The sequence below is a fragment of the Paenibacillus sp. FSL R7-0333 genome, assembly GCF_038000365.1.
In the GTDB taxonomy this organism is placed as follows: domain Bacteria; phylum Bacillota; class Bacilli; order Paenibacillales; family Paenibacillaceae; genus Paenibacillus_AQ; species Paenibacillus_AQ silagei.
The window spans coordinates 7,166,878-7,181,189 of the sequence record NZ_JBBOBZ010000001.1 but is presented as its reverse complement, the minus strand read 5'-3'; the positions used below and the strand labels follow the sequence as shown (position 1 = coordinate 7,181,189).

Annotated in this window: 10 protein-coding genes; 5 read left to right on the top strand and 5 right to left on the bottom strand. The window is 51.6% G+C overall.

Annotation, left to right across the window (positions count from 1 at the left end; translation table 11 throughout):
- Nucleotides 1–59: 59 nt before the first annotated feature.
- Nucleotides 60–1,751 (top strand): ATP-binding protein, encoded by a 1,692-nt coding sequence (locus tag MKY86_RS30790; RefSeq protein WP_076080719.1) that lies wholly within the window; start codon nt 60–62, stop codon nt 1,749–1,751.
- Nucleotides 1,752–2,033: 282 nt separating this feature from the next.
- On the opposite strand, the gene MKY86_RS30785 is transcribed toward MKY86_RS30790, so the two are convergent.
- Nucleotides 2,034–2,435 (bottom strand): RidA family protein, encoded by a 402-nt coding sequence (locus tag MKY86_RS30785; RefSeq protein WP_076080721.1) that lies wholly within the window; start codon nt 2,433–2,435, stop codon nt 2,034–2,036.
- A gap of 517 nt (nt 2,436–2,952) precedes the next feature.
- On the opposite strand from MKY86_RS30785, the gene MKY86_RS30780 reads away from it, so the two are divergent.
- On the top strand, nt 2,953–5,064 hold the full coding sequence (locus tag MKY86_RS30780) for a TerD family protein (RefSeq protein WP_076080801.1): 2,112 nt from the start codon (nt 2,953–2,955) through the stop codon (nt 5,062–5,064).
- Between the two features lie 175 nt (nt 5,065–5,239).
- Here MKY86_RS30780 and MKY86_RS30775 read toward each other — a convergent pair whose 3' ends face one another.
- Both MKY86_RS30775 and MKY86_RS30770 read right to left on the bottom strand, forming a co-directional pair.
- Nucleotides 5,240–5,743, bottom strand: a complete 504-nt coding sequence (locus tag MKY86_RS30775; RefSeq protein WP_340827696.1) for a hypothetical protein — start codon at nt 5,741–5,743, stop codon at nt 5,240–5,242.
- A gap of 29 nt (nt 5,744–5,772) precedes the next feature.
- A complete protein-coding gene (locus MKY86_RS30770; RefSeq protein ID WP_076080725.1) occupies nt 5,773–9,324 on the bottom strand; it encodes a DUF3289 family protein in 3,552 nt (1,183 codons plus the stop codon).
- A gap of 265 nt (nt 9,325–9,589) precedes the next feature.
- Here MKY86_RS30770 and pnuC point away from each other — a divergent pair, with 265 nt between their 5' ends.
- Genes pnuC through MKY86_RS30755 form a run of 3 tightly spaced genes read left to right on the top strand, consistent with a single transcriptional unit; the run spans nt 9,590 to nt 12,194 of the window.
- The gene (gene pnuC / locus MKY86_RS30765; RefSeq protein ID WP_076080727.1) at nt 9,590–10,267 is read left to right on the top strand and encodes a nicotinamide riboside transporter PnuC; all 678 of its coding nucleotides are present in this window, start codon (nt 9,590–9,592) and stop codon (nt 10,265–10,267) included.
- The gene (locus MKY86_RS30760; protein WP_076080729.1) at nt 10,264–11,274 is read left to right on the top strand and encodes an AAA family ATPase; all 1,011 of its coding nucleotides are present in this window, start codon (nt 10,264–10,266) and stop codon (nt 11,272–11,274) included. The genes pnuC and MKY86_RS30760 overlap by 4 nt, the downstream gene beginning before the upstream one ends.
- A 26-nt stretch (nt 11,275–11,300) precedes the next feature.
- Nucleotides 11,301–12,194: an NUDIX domain-containing protein gene (locus MKY86_RS30755; protein WP_076080803.1), complete on the top strand. Its 894-nt coding sequence runs from the start codon at nt 11,301–11,303 to the stop codon at nt 12,192–12,194.
- Nucleotides 12,195–12,278: 84 nt separating this feature from the next.
- Here the strand turns inward: MKY86_RS30755 and MKY86_RS30750 are convergent, their stop codons facing one another.
- Both MKY86_RS30750 and MKY86_RS30745 read right to left on the bottom strand, forming a co-directional pair.
- Nucleotides 12,279–13,643, bottom strand: a complete 1,365-nt coding sequence (locus tag MKY86_RS30750) for an ATP-binding protein (RefSeq protein ID WP_143803780.1) — start codon at nt 13,641–13,643, stop codon at nt 12,279–12,281.
- Nucleotides 13,640–14,302 (bottom strand): response regulator transcription factor, encoded by a 663-nt coding sequence (locus MKY86_RS30745; RefSeq protein ID WP_076080733.1) that lies wholly within the window; start codon nt 14,300–14,302, stop codon nt 13,640–13,642. The genes MKY86_RS30750 and MKY86_RS30745 overlap by 4 nt, the downstream gene beginning before the upstream one ends.
- Between the last annotated feature and the right edge of the window lie 10 nt (nt 14,303–14,312).

The window sequence follows — 14,312 nt, the reverse complement described above, 5'->3', positions numbered from 1 at the left end:
TAATGACAAAACTATACAGTACGAGATTTGCATTTTAACAAAGAAGGGAGAGCGCGATAATGAAGTCTAAGATCGAAATCATATCTTTGCTGGATCAGTTGGATATTGTAGTCGCTGACGATCTTGAAGGGCAGGATTTGGATTTTAAGGAATGGGGCAATCGCAGCTTAAATGATAACCTCTCTCTTATGGTGAAAATGGCAGTTTGTATGGCTAATGGAGGTGGAGGTACAGTCGTCTTCGGTGTGGCTGATCGCGTTAGAGGAAAGAGTAAAGCCCTAATTGGTGTGCCGTATGAGGTGGATGTGCTTACTTTACAGAAGTGTGTATACGAAAGAAGCGAACCCCATATAACGCCTGTATTTGAAGAGATCCGAATCTTTGAAGGTACAGGGAGAATTCTTCTGATGCATGTGTATCCCGGTATACCCCCATACACCTTAACAGACGGCGCTGCAACAATTAGACAAGGAAAAGATTGTATTCCATTCACAGGTACTTTAAGAAGACAACTGGTTGAGACAACAGGTCAAGTGGATTTAACTGCAGAGATTGTTTACGAAGACTGGAAAGATAACATATCTCCATCTGCAGTCGAACGGATAAGAGAAATGATGTCTGCTGAAAGAGCGCCTGATGGACTAAAAGATTTAAATGATGAGGATTTACTTAGCTCAATCGGAGCATTGAAAGGAAATCACCTTACAAAAGGCGCAATTCTCCTTGTTGGAAGGCCTGATGCAATTGCTCGTCTAGTACCTGAATATCGTTGGTCCTACCGCAAGATGATGAGTGATACAGACTACTCCCATCGTGACGATGGAACGCAAGCAATACCTATTGCATTACACGAATTAGAACGTTTTATAGCTGTGGACAATCCAATGGTGACAATCGAATCTGGATTAGTGCATCCAGAGTTCAGCACTTACCCTCGAATTGCACTACGTGAAGCGTTGCTAAATGCGTTCGGTCATCGCGATTTTAGAATGATAGGTGCAGTGATGCTTAAACATTATCGAGATAAGCTAATCATAACTAATCCTGGCCAGTTCATAGGCGGAATAACCCCTCTAAATATTCTCCATCATCCTCCAGTAGCTAGAAATAATCATCTGATGGACTTGTTGGATCGCTTAAAACTCGTTAACCGTTCTAATCTGGGTGTCTCCCGCATTTACCGCTCTCTATTAGTTGAGGGTAAGGAGCCACCGATATACAGGGAAGTGGGAAACCATATCGAACTAACATTCACAGCTTCCCCTTTAAATACTGGTTTTATGAACTTGATTAATAAAGTGACTGAAAGTAATCAGCTTGTTGATGTCGATCATCTTCTGATTATTCAGTACTTGATGCGGCATGAAGATATTGATACGCATAATGCTGCTCTAGTCACACAAAGAAGTCTGGAGCAAGCAAGGGAATTGCTTAGTAGACTTGCACACAACATGAATCTAATTGAATCTGTCGGTCGTGGGAGAGGACGCTACTACACTCTAACCAGAACGGCATATGAGCATCTGAAAGGTAACATGACGTATGAGCGACAACAGAGCTTGGATAAAGAAGCTATTAAGATTCGGTTACTATCAATCTTGCGGGAGCGAGAGCTAACGAATAGAGAGATTAGGCAGATGACAGGTCTAACCAGTAAACAGGTTCAGCGAGTTATAAAAGACCTTGTGACAGATGGAGTTAAAGTTATAGGTCATGGAATGGGCGCTAGGTATGTATTAAATCGGGAATAGAGACAATTAAGGACGGAATAAGGACAGAATAAGGACATTAGATACATATGATAACCAAGGATGGACAGGTTTTAACGGAAAGAATTAGGACAAGTAAAGATTGAATAGGGACAATTGGATAAGGAGTGGATGCATGGAATTGTTCTCTTCTAACAATTGAGTTTTGCTTTTGTCATGATATGCTGAACCTTATCATAATTCATGGGTAAAAAAATAAAACCCAAAACAAGCCTCTAGAATACTTCTAGGGCTTGTTTTGGGTGTATTAATTTACTCTACGCTCTAACCAGCGGCCCAAACATCCAGTTCAATCTTCAGCTCAGGCAGGCCTAAGCCTTGGATATAGGCCACCGTCATGGAGGGAGGCGTGGGGCCGAACACCTTATTCCAGATGGAATAGAAATGATCCCAATCGATTTCCTCCGTGGCCCAGATGTTGATTTTAATCACATGATCCGGGGTTAGTCCTTGAGAGGACAGAATGTCAACAATATTGCTCATCGTATGGGTCACTTGCTGGTTGAATTCTGCGGGGATATTATTGTTCTGATCGATCCCGATTTGACCGGAAAAGACATACATTTCAGCGTCTCTGCTGATCTTAGTGACATGGCTGTAGCTTCCAACCGGTTTTGCTATATTTTCCGGATTATATCTTTGAATGACATTGTTATTTAGGCTCATTGCTTATAAGTCTCCTTTTAAATGGGCTGTTTTTTATAGTATTACTTCATATTGGACAGACCTATCCCGTCTACATGAATTCTAGAAAAAAACAGCAGTCGAATACCCGATTCCAGCAGACAGATGTTGAATAGATCTCTTTTTCATCAGGTATCCCTCCTAAACATTTAAAATTTAACTTACATTAAAAATGATAACATATTCTTAAGGAAAACAAAAATATAGGGTGCGATAAGAGGCGGGACGAGCTATAAGTTAAAATTTCCCTCTGTCGTAATACTTCCGCCCTGTTGGCCTGCTGGACCGTGTGCGATGATGGATTCATCAAACGGCGGCAAGATCGCCGGGAGATCTTCAGGCTATTGCGGTTCTTCCTTCTACTCAATTGGATGAATTAGAGCCGCAGCTCTCCTGAAGGATGCTTATCCAGAGAGGAGGCGTCCAGGCTATTGTATTCCTTCCTTCTACCCATGGACTGAAACCGAGTAGGGATACGGCTCTCCTGGACACTTTTACTATGAAAATAAACCGAATTTACCTGCGTAGAGCAGGCAAAATGATGCTGAAACACACACCTGACGCTGCTGACACGAAACAGCTCCCGAAGGGGTACTTGGCCGCAGCTCTCCGCAATCTGCAGGGGCTCGGGTATACCCTGTCGCCTGCCTTGCTCCGGGCGGTCCAGAGGCTGCCCCGCGAGGCCTTCGAGCAGCTGTACTATCCGCTGATTGCAGATATAAGACGGATGGTTGGCGCGCATGTGCATTATGCACCGATGTATCCGGGGTTCCCGGAGCAGGTCATGCAGGAGGACGAAGCGGAGCTGTATTTCAATGCGATGTTCCATTACTACACTTGGGAAGTGCCGGGTGCTGAGCCTGTGCAGAGAGAACCGCTTCAGGAGAAAGCCACGCTGAAGGTCATTGACCTGGGCAGCATCACGGAGTTCCGGACCCTAATCCGCCAGCTGATGGAGGCCAGAGGCTCGATCTCGGCAGAGGATCAGAAGGATATCGATGCTGTGATTGCGAATACAGCCAACGAAGAGCTGGATGAACTCCTGCCGCAGGAGATCCCGTTCAAGGAGAATGCCGGTTATGTGGCGTCGTCGCTGCTTAAGCATGGTAAGGCGGATGTGGCGAGAATAAGCCCTTACTTCAAGACGGCAACCGATGTGCTGCGGCTGGCGGTGGCCTGGTCGGGGGGCGATGTTAGTCTGGCCTTGCCCACCCGTTTCCGCAAGTTCAAGCGTAGTGAACGCCGGCTGCTGCTGGGGCTCTTGGAACGGTGTCAGCCGATCACGGAGGATATGCTTAGGTACAGGGAGCGCTGGATTCGTCTCGGCGAGATCCTGCATCCATCTGAATACAGGCTGCGGTATAAGCGCTGTGAGGAAGCTTTTGATATCCTGCGTAACAAAAAAGCCTTCACGACCTTTAACGGAAGTGTGGAGCTGGCCCTTCAGTATCACCAGATGTGGACGGCGCTGGATCTGCTGGCGAAGCGTCCGGGTGAATTCGCACGAAGATTGGCGAAGCTGCTGCGGATGACCCGGGAGCCTGAGTATGTCGTGATGGCCTTCGGCGAAGTGGCCGATCAGGTATCGACCCCGGTGCTGCTACAGGTGAAGAACTACTTTGAGCGCCAGCGGGAGCTGCCGGAGTTGAGGGTGTTTTTCCCCAAGGGAAATGTCGCCAAAGCCTGGGCCACCCCTAATACCCTGCCAGAGATCAGTGAAGAAGCCTGCCGGGATATTGTGGATCTCTGCGAGCAGACGCTGGTTGCGCGCTTCTCTGCACAGCCTTCCCTGGGGAAGGTATATGTTGACGAGCGCCTGAAGAATTATCTTGTGCCGTTCTCCCAGAGATCGGCCAGTAAAGCGCTGCATACTCTGGTACGGGGAAGCCGGATTCCGATGGCCGAAGGGAACACGATCCGCTTCTTCTGCTGGTGGAAGGAAGGGAAGGTGGACGGTTCATCCACAGGCCGCGTAGATATTGACCTGTCCGCCGTGATGTATGATCAGAACTGGAAGTACGTAGAGCATATCTCTTATACCAATCTGCGCTCGGCACAATATCATGCAGCCCATAGCGGGGATATTGTAACGGCGCCCTGCGGGGCCAGTGAGTTCATTGATCTGCATATTCCTTCTATTGTTGAGTATGGCGGAAGGTATGTGGTGGCTACCCTCCATTCTTTCACTGGACAGCCGTACTGCAATCTGCCGGAGTGCTTCACGGGCTGGATGATGCGGAAGAAGCCAGGGTCTGGTGAAATCTATGAGCCAGCCACAGTGTCGAACAAGATTGATGTCACGGCGGATACCCAAATCGCCATTCCTGTGATACTCGATCTGGCGGAGCGGACCGTGATCTGGACAGACCTGTCCCTGACCAGAGATCCGTTCCATGTGAATAACGTGGAGGGGAACCAGAAGGGGATGGTAATCATCGGCAAGGCGATGACCTCGCTCCGAAAGCCCGATCTGTATGAACTGTTCACGCTTCACGCCAAAGCCCGCGGCGAACTGGCCGCTTCACCGCAGCAGGCCGATACCGTATTCTCGGTGGTTCAGGGAGTGACTCCATACCACATTGAGCAGATTATGGCCGAATATGTGGTGTGAGCAGAGCGGGCAACCGGTTTATTCAAAAAAGAAAGGGGTGTCTCAGCCATGATACGGCGTGGGACACCCCTTTCTTTTGTTAGTTCTTTGAATAAGAGAAATCCTGCAACAATCCTGCTCCTTACAAGCGGACGACGAGAAAAGCACCAGCATCCTTCACCTGTTAGGACGGTACCTATTCTATCTCGATTCCGTACCAGCCGTCGGCCAGCGGAGTCAGCTTATACTTAACCGGCTCTGCGGCATAGGCCTGCTCCACCATGCTCTGACTTGCACAATACACGATATGATAGGTGGGACCATGCTCCCTTTCCCAGTCGAATATGAACCGGAGGAGCGGCTTCCCGTCCTGCCTGCTGTAGCGCACGAAGTCCAGGCTGTCTCCGGACCATGCAGCGATCTGCGCGATCTTGTCTTGCATTTCTGTATTCACACTGTCATGAAACGGAGAGGTGGTATTACCATTATTGGAGTAGATAAAGGTATTCCCGACATCACTCCGTTCATCCAGGCTGTCCATCAGCAGTAGGGCCTCCGTCTTCACAGCATCAAACTGTGCGCGATGCTCTCGGAATAGTTTATATTTTGCCTTGGAGGAATCGTAGCCGATGATGGAGCCTATTCCCGCAAGCATCAGTATAACTGTAATGCCAAGTAAGACTCGTGTCCTGACGCTCAATAGCTTCACCTGCCTAGATTGGATTGAAATTAATACACGGAGCCGCTAAAAGGCAGCTCGTAGTCAATCGTTGTAATGAACGGTACATATTTGCCGTTGAACCGTTCGTAGTGCTGCAAAGTGAACCAGTCCACAAATCCCGGATTATTGATCTCATCATCAGCATCCAGGCCGAAATGATCATAGAAATGGAACACCAGCTTGCCGCTGAATTTACCTCCGTTGTTGTTGAAGTCCTTAATGGTAATATTATGACCATGGAAGGCATGGATGGCCAGAGATAACGCCAAATTGCTCTTCTCCGTAAATACCGGATACGGGCTGGTCGAGAATTGATTCACGTAACTATTCACCACATTCTGGCTTCCGTTCGGGTCAAATCTCAGCCTGGACAGATCGCCATGATTACTGCGCAGCTCCTGCACCACGAAATTACGGATTAATTGTACATAACTCTGGGTGCTGGCGTCCGAGATGACGGCATTATCCAGCTTGCTGTTATGATACTTAATATATTTGCTGGTATCGAAGGTGTCACCAAGGGTTACCGAGGTTCCTTCATTAATGGTTTTGCTGTACTTGAACGTTGAGATCAGATCGCCAAGAACGAGTTTCATATCATCCGTTGCACCTATTGTGCCGACAACGAACAGGAGGGCCATCTCGCCCCAGATCATGGGCTCGGAAGTAATTCTGGCCACCGAGAATACCGGGCCCAGCTTGAGTAATTCAAAATACGTATAGTCATTGAACGTCAGGTCATCGGAGACTGGGGACGTTCCCTGCGCAGCAGTCTTCAGAATCCCTTCCCTGTGATTCGATTGAAGGATTAATGCCTGCTCCACATCTGGAATCAGTCTTCTGCTGTCCACCGCATCGTTCAAGCCGTCGCCGTCCGTATCGGCCAGGTTGGGATTGGAGTACAAATAAGCGTAGACCTTGTCGCCGGCTTTGACAATGTGGATCTCTTGCCCGTCCTTAAGCCCGTCGTTGTCACTGTCCGCATCCAGATAGTTCAACCTGACCGCCGCACCGCCAGTACCGACACGCAGTCTTCCGGCCTGCATCTCCTTCTCATGATAATCGCTGATGCCATCCTGGTCTGTATCCTTGTACAGGTCGGAAGTCTCGGCAATGGTATCGAAGATCCCATACAATTGGCTGGCATTACTTGCATGATAATAGCTGCCGCCGGTGCCTTGGGCCATGCTGGTCAGGACACTCGTAGAAATGCTGCTGCCCAGGCCTACCGTATAAATCACAATACCCTGATCGGCAGCCCGTTTGGTTAGTGCGGTATCATAAGAGCCCTCCCCGTCAGTAAGCATAATAATGTACTTCAGAACATCCGCTCTGCTGGTGGTGGCGAACAGATTAATTGCACTGGAAATCCCGCTGCTCAGAGTCGTTCCGCCGTTCGCATCAATCCGCCCCGCAGCCTGACTCAGCACGGTCTTGTCTGAAGTGAAGCCGGATAACACCTTGGCAGAGTCGTCAAAATCAACAATAGCCCCGCGGTCACTGTCCGTCAGCAGATTGACGAACTGTCTGGTTACGCTGATTCTCACATTGCTTCGGTCATTATCTGACATACTGCCCGATGAATCGATGACGAAGGCAATATCCATCCCCGCATAATGCTCCTGTCCCTCATCATACAGGAACTTATATAACCAGACCTGGTCGTATACTGTCTTGTTTAACAGAATGTATTTGGAGAAATGAACCGTCTGGACCGAGATCATATTCCCGGCCACCTGCTGATCCGGTAGCTCTTCGAACAGCTGCGACTCCTCATTGTAATAGTAGATTCGCGGCACAAAGCCTGCCTGACTCAGTAAAATTTTGTCAAACTCAAAGGAGATTGTGGCCTTCTCAAAGCTTCCGTCGATGGAGAAATTATAGCCTTGATCAATATATCCGGGAATAGTTGTATCACTAAGAATGCCGTCCTGGACCGGCTGAACAGATAAGCTGTCTACCTGCTCCGCAGTGATCCCTTCTACAGTTACAGTTGGAACAGCCTTGCCCCCGACATCCTCTGCCTTCATTGTTCTTGTGAACTTCGTCTCAGGCACAAGCGGGTCGCTTCCGATCTGGAGTTCCCACGCGTCAGAGAGTCCGTCGCCATCGGTGTCGGCCTTCAGGGGATCGGTCTTGTGCGTATGAACCTCTTCGCCGTCCGTAAGACCATCGCCGTCACTGTCCTCGCTGCTGAGGCTGGTGCCCAGCATCAGCTCCTCCAGGTTGGTTAATCCATCTTTATCGTAGTCCTCATCACCGTCAGCGATCCCATTCTTATCACTGTCCGTTTCAAGTGGATTCAGCTTCAGCACGAGCAGCTCATCCCGGTCACTTAAGCCGTCACCATCAGTATCCTTGCTGGTAGCGGAGAGGCCATAATGCTCCTCATAGTAATCGCTGATGCCGTCATTATCGCTGTCCTTCTCCCGGTCAATCCCGAGGTTATCCAGATTGTTCTCGTCGAAGTTCACGATAATATACTCTTTGGTCACTTCAGTCCCATCTTGAACTTGTGCGCTCAGCTTCAGCAGATTGTATCCGATGCCAAGTCCGATTCCTTCCGCAGACCATGCTGTACTTACAGGGATCGTCCCTTGCTGGAGGACTGCTTTGTTTTTGTCCGTAATCTCATAATTGAAGGCCTTGACCTGTGATACTCCTCCCAGCGTTCCCGTCAGCTTGTCCATCTTGGAGGTCAGGAAGTAATAGTCTCCGTCCGGACTGTTCTGAAGCTGGAGACTGTACGTTTCAAGCTGCACGGAGACCCTGCCCGGCTCAGGCTCCGGGGATTTTTCCCCGGTTGAGATCTGCGTTAGCTGATAGCCCGAAGGCGCACTTACAACATTTCCCGGGTTCCCGGAGAAGCCTAGGATCAGTATCTCGCCCGGCTGAATGTTGGCATTATAGCCCGCATTATGTATGACGTAATGATTGCCAGTATACCCGGTAATTTCAGCCGTCCAGAACCGGTCCAGGTTCCCGTCATAATCGAACTCCAGCGTCCAATCCTCAATGGCTGACTGCGATGTATTCTTAATGGTAATTTCGCCGTTAAAAGCGCTTCCCCAATCATTTGTCACTGTGAAGCTTGTCTCGTATTGCGCGCCCGGTACGATCTGTCCGGTGTTGTGCATATCAAATGACGCCGGTAGCAGCAGCTCTCCTTCAAAAGAAGCCGTGAAGCCGAAATTCACACTGCCACCCACCGGAATGTCCTGATTGCTGCCTGTATTCTTGATGGTATAAACTCCGTTCTCGTAGGCCTGTACTTGTCCGTTCCAGATATTCGTAATTTCATAAGGGGATGTAAAATCAATACTCCAGTTCTCTAGCGTCTGGTTACCCGTATTCCTGATCGTAACATCTGCGTTAAAGGCGCCTTCCCACTTGGAGGAAATCGTGTAGGTTACCTCATAACCCTCTCCTGTGTAAGTTGTTTCCTGCTTCCCGCCCGTGTCTTCCTGTGCTAAAGCTGGCTTGAGCTGAAGAGACGATAATACTAATACCAGAATGACAAACAGAGTGAAGCTCCGTTTCATGATCCTTGTCCTGAACATTGCTGCCGTTCCTCCTTATATGTTCGCTAATAGGGTGGAGAATATGTAAGATATTGGAGTATATAAATCTATCGTATTTGCATAAAGAGGTTTAGGCAACAACAAATGGAATAAAAGTATGAGGACGACAAATAGGGCCGAAGTTGTGGAAAATCGGGCTTGCATTCAGCCATAAATTCTGTTATTTTGATATTAACAAAATGTAATTATCAATAAGTTATTAAGTAATCAATTTCTCAGGATACAGAGAGGCGGAGGGATGAGCATGAAGAAGGCACCCGGCAACTGGAGCGGGTTTGAACTCGCCTGGCTGGTGATATTTACGCTGATCGCTGTTACTTTTACGGTGATGTCCAAGGATTCGCTCTTCGGGTTCACGGTCTTCATCACCGGGGTACTATGCGTGGTGCTGACGGCGAAGGGGAAGCTGGCGAGCTATGGATTCGGGATGTATAATACGTTCGGATATGCTTATTTGGCCTATATCAACGGATTATTCGGCGAGGTTATGCTGAATCTGCTATTTTTTGTGCCGATGAACATTGTAGGCTTCTATATGTGGAAAAGAAACATGCACGGCGGCAAGCTGTCCATGCGCCAAATGGAAACGAGGGGCATCCTGCTCACCGTTGCAGTCTGTGTGGCGGGAGCGCTGCTGCTGGGCTTCGGCTTATCGTTCATTCCCGCGCAGAATTCACCTTACATCGATGCCCTGACTACCGTGTTATCGGTAGTGGCAACGATGCTGATGGTGCGCCGTTTCAAGGAGCAGTGGCTGGTCTATATTGTGCTGAATATGTTCACCGTGCTGCTCTGGGTGATCCGGACGCTGGAAGGCAGCGGGGAGGGTCTGCTGATGATTGTTATGTGGAGCGCCTATCTGATCAATGCGGTCTACGGCTACTACAACTGGAACAAAGGGGCTAGGGAGGCGCTGTCATGAAAACACTTGGATTAACACTCGGGAAGTTCGCCCCGCTGCATAAAGGGCACCAGTTCATGTTCGAGACGGCGCTGCGGGAGGTTGACGAGCTGATTGTGGTGATCTATGAGACCAAGGTCTCTCCGGTACCGCTGCAGATCCGGGCCAACTGGATTCGCAGGCTCTATCCTGCGGTCCGGGTAATCGAGGCCTGGGATGGCCCCGATGGATACTCGGATGACAGGGAGCATGAGATCCGGGAGGAGCAGTATATTCTCGGGCTGCTGAAGGGCGAGCAGGTGACCCATTTTTATTCGAGTGAATTCTATGGAGAGCATATGAGTCTGGCGCTGGGTGCTATTGACCGGCGGGTGGATGAGGCGAGGGTGCAGGTTCCGGTATCGGCCACGATGGTCCGCTCGGACCCTTACCAATACCGGGGTTATGTCAGCGGGCTAGTGTACCGCGATCTAATTACCAAGGTCGTATTTGTAGGGGCGATGTCTACCGGCAAGTCTACAATCACCGAAGCACTTGCCCGGAGATACGGCACGTCCTTCGCCAGTGAATACGGGCGGGATTACTGGACAGAGCATCAGGTGGACCGCCGGATCGGGCTTGAGGCGTTCGATGAGATCGCGGTGGGGCATCTGGAGCGGGAAGAGCAGGCACTGCTTGACGCCAATAGGTATTTATTCGTCGATACGAATGCGATTACCACATATATGTATGCGCTGGATTACCATGGGAAGGCACCTGAACTGCTGACCCGGCTGGCCCTGGAGAACGCGCAGCGCTATGACCTGTTCTTCCTGTGCGACGATGATATTCCGTATGACGATACGTGGGACCGCAGCGGGGATCAGAAGCGGCAGGTGTTTCACAAGCAGATTATCGCAGATCTGAAGGAGAGGCGGATTCCCTATATAACCCTTAGGGGCACGCTTACGGAACGTATAAGCAAGGTGGACAGTGTACTGGCAAAATTCAAGCCGTACGGGAATTATTTCGGAGAGCTGGAGCATTGAACCAGAGGGCAGAGGAGGCGGAGAATGTGGAATTGAGAGATGGTAACGGACTTACAGAGCGTGAATTCCTGGAGCAATACCGGGCCGGGGATTATGAGCGGCCCTCCGTGGCGGCGGATATGGTGATTTTCACCGTTGCGGATGCAGCGGCGGATCAGGAACCCGGGGCTGGAGCGAAGGGGCTGCGCCTCCTGCTGATCAGCAGAGGCGGGCATCCCTGCCTCGGGAAGTGGGCACTGCCGGGCGGCTTCGTCCAGCCGGACGAGACCACAGATCAGGCGGCCGCGCGAGAGCTGGAGGAGGAGACCGGCGTGGCCGGTGTCTATCTGGAGCAGCTGCACACCTTCTCAGACCCCGGGCGCGATCCCCGCACCTGGGTGATCAGCAGCAGTTATATGGCGCTGGTCGACAGCCGCCGTAGCCAATTAGAGGCAGGGGATGATGCCGAGGCTGCGGCCTGGTTCAAGGTACGCTACCAGCTCCGGCAGGAGCACAAAGAGCTGCTGGAGCAAGGCTGCATCCGCACATGTACCTATGAGCTTCGGCTGGAAGCGGGCGGGCAGGAGCTGGCAGCAGTGATCGAACAGACGGTGACGGTGACACCGTCGGCCAGATCGGTGCAATATGCCGTCTTGTCCAATGACGGACTTGCTTTTGATCACGCCAAGATCATTGCCTATGCCATTGAACGGCTGCGTCAGGAGACGGAAAGAACCGGAATCGCGCTGCTCTTAATGCCTGAGCAATTCACCCTGGCCGAGTTGCAGCAGGTCTACGAGGTGATTCTCGGCCAGGAGTTGCCGAAGGCGGTCTTCCTGGACAAGGTGGCTGCGCTTATAACCGCGACCAACCTGTACACAGAGCATACGGAACACACACCCTCCCGCCGCTTGTATCAGCGGAACTGGGGAGAAGCCTGAATTTTTAATTAGGAGGAACCATCAATGAACGCAGGAAGAGCAATATTAAGAACAATGGAATTCAGCCACGAGCTGGATGTGCTGCTACTCAGGCGTGGCAATGCGCATCGTCACCTTCCCGCCCCCGGAAGGGGAGACATTGCTTAGGCTTAGGCTGCCTCCGTGCTGCTCGGCCACAGAGCGTGCAATATAGAGCCCCATTCCGTGATGATTCCCGGAGCTGCGGCTCGGGTCGCCCCGGTAGAACTGGCTGGTGGCCTCCCGGAGGTCGGCCGCCGAGAAGCCGCTGCCGGTGTCGGTAACCGTGAACTGAACCGCATCCGGCCCGCTCTGGACAAGCAGGGCAATGCTGCCCCCGGGCGGGGTATGCTCGGCGGCATTGGTAATCACGTTAATCATGCCCCGCAGCAGCAGCTCCTTGTGAATGAACAGGTATTCCGGCAGCTTCTCCTGCCGGATAGAGGTCTTCAGGTTCCTGCCTGCCTTGAGGGCATTCATCTGCAGCTCCAGCTCAGCTATGATCTCTGCTGCCGGGACCAGCGCCTTCTGGCGGGAGGAGCCGGCCTGCTGGTTGGACAGATCAATGACTTCCTGCACGAAGGCTTCAATGTCTTCAGCGCTGCGGCGGATATAGCCGCTGTATTCACGCTGCGGCTCCGTCTCTACAATCTCCTGCAGCAGCTCGGCGTTGCCCCGGATAATGGTCAGCGGCGTCTTGATGTCGTGGGCCAGCGCGGAGATCTGCTCTCTGCGGGAGCGCTCCAGCTCCCACTGCTTCTCCAGTGAAGTCTGCAGGGCATCCTTCATCCGGTCCAGCGAGCCCAGTACCTCATCAATCTCCACAATGCCGCTGGGATGGACGGCGAACTCCAGATTCTCGCGCCGGATGTTCTCGGTCGCTTCCTGCAGTCCGGCCATCCGCTCCGAGAGCTTCCGGCCGAACCGGGCCGCGAGCAGGGCGGCCATCACCAGGAACCCGAGCACGAAGAGCAAGGGGCCCAGGAGCTGGGGATTCGGCAGCGCGCTGCGCAGCACTGGAGAAGCATACTGCGGTGTCAGGACATAGCGGAAGATCCATAGCTCCTGCCCATGCTCGGCGGTGGTATAGTAGTAGGCGCTTCTGTTGTTCCCCTCCCGGATTATTCTCCAGGCTTGCTCCGCCTCCTTAGCCGTCAGGTTGCCGGCCAGCGGCTTCCCGTCCAAGGTGAATACGGTGTAATTCAGCCGGTCCGGGACCCGGGGAACCGTATCTGTTACATCAGCAGCTAACTGCTGCTTGAACTGGGCAATTGCCTTCTCCTCATAGTTGGCAGGCAGCAGCGCCCCCCGGGCGAACGCCAGCGCGAATACACCGAGCAGTCCTCCCAGCAGCAGAATGGTGCCCAGACTAAGCAGCAGCAGGTATTTTAGGAAAAAAGTGCGCAGACGCACGGCTTTACGTTGTTTCACAGCTTCCACTTGTATCCGATCCCCCAGATGGTTTCTATGGCCTCCAGCCCGTGCCGGGCCAGCTTAGCGCGGATATTCTTGATATGCTCGGTAATCGCACTGCTGTCACTGTCCCCGTCCATCCCGAAGACTCCTTCATAGATATGGTCTTTGGAGAAGACCTGTCCGCGGTGGCGGGCCAGGAATTCGCAGATTTCATATTCGCTTTTGGTCAGCGGAACCTTATTCTCGCGTATATACAGCTCCTTACCGGAGAGGTTCAGGCGCACGGGGTCCAGGTACAGCATATTGCGCCGCTCCCGGCCTTCCCGCCGGAGATGGGCCTGAATCCGCGCGCGCAGCGCGCCGATGCCGAAGGGCTTCGTAATATAGTCATCCGCCCCCAGTCCGAGTCCGTACATCAGGTCCGTCTCCTGTGTTTTGGCCGTCAGGAACAGGATCGGGCAATCTACTGCGCTGCGGATCTCCCGGCAGAGCGTGAAGCCATCCACTCCCGGCATCATCACATCCAGCAGAATCAAATCATATGCCCCCAGATCGGTGCTGTGCATCTCCGCCGGATTGGAAATGGCGGTCACCAGATGCTGGTCTGTGCTCAGCGCGTTATGAATCAGGGAGAGGATAGCGGGTTCGTCGTCTACCACAAGTATTTTGGCCATAGTCATTGTT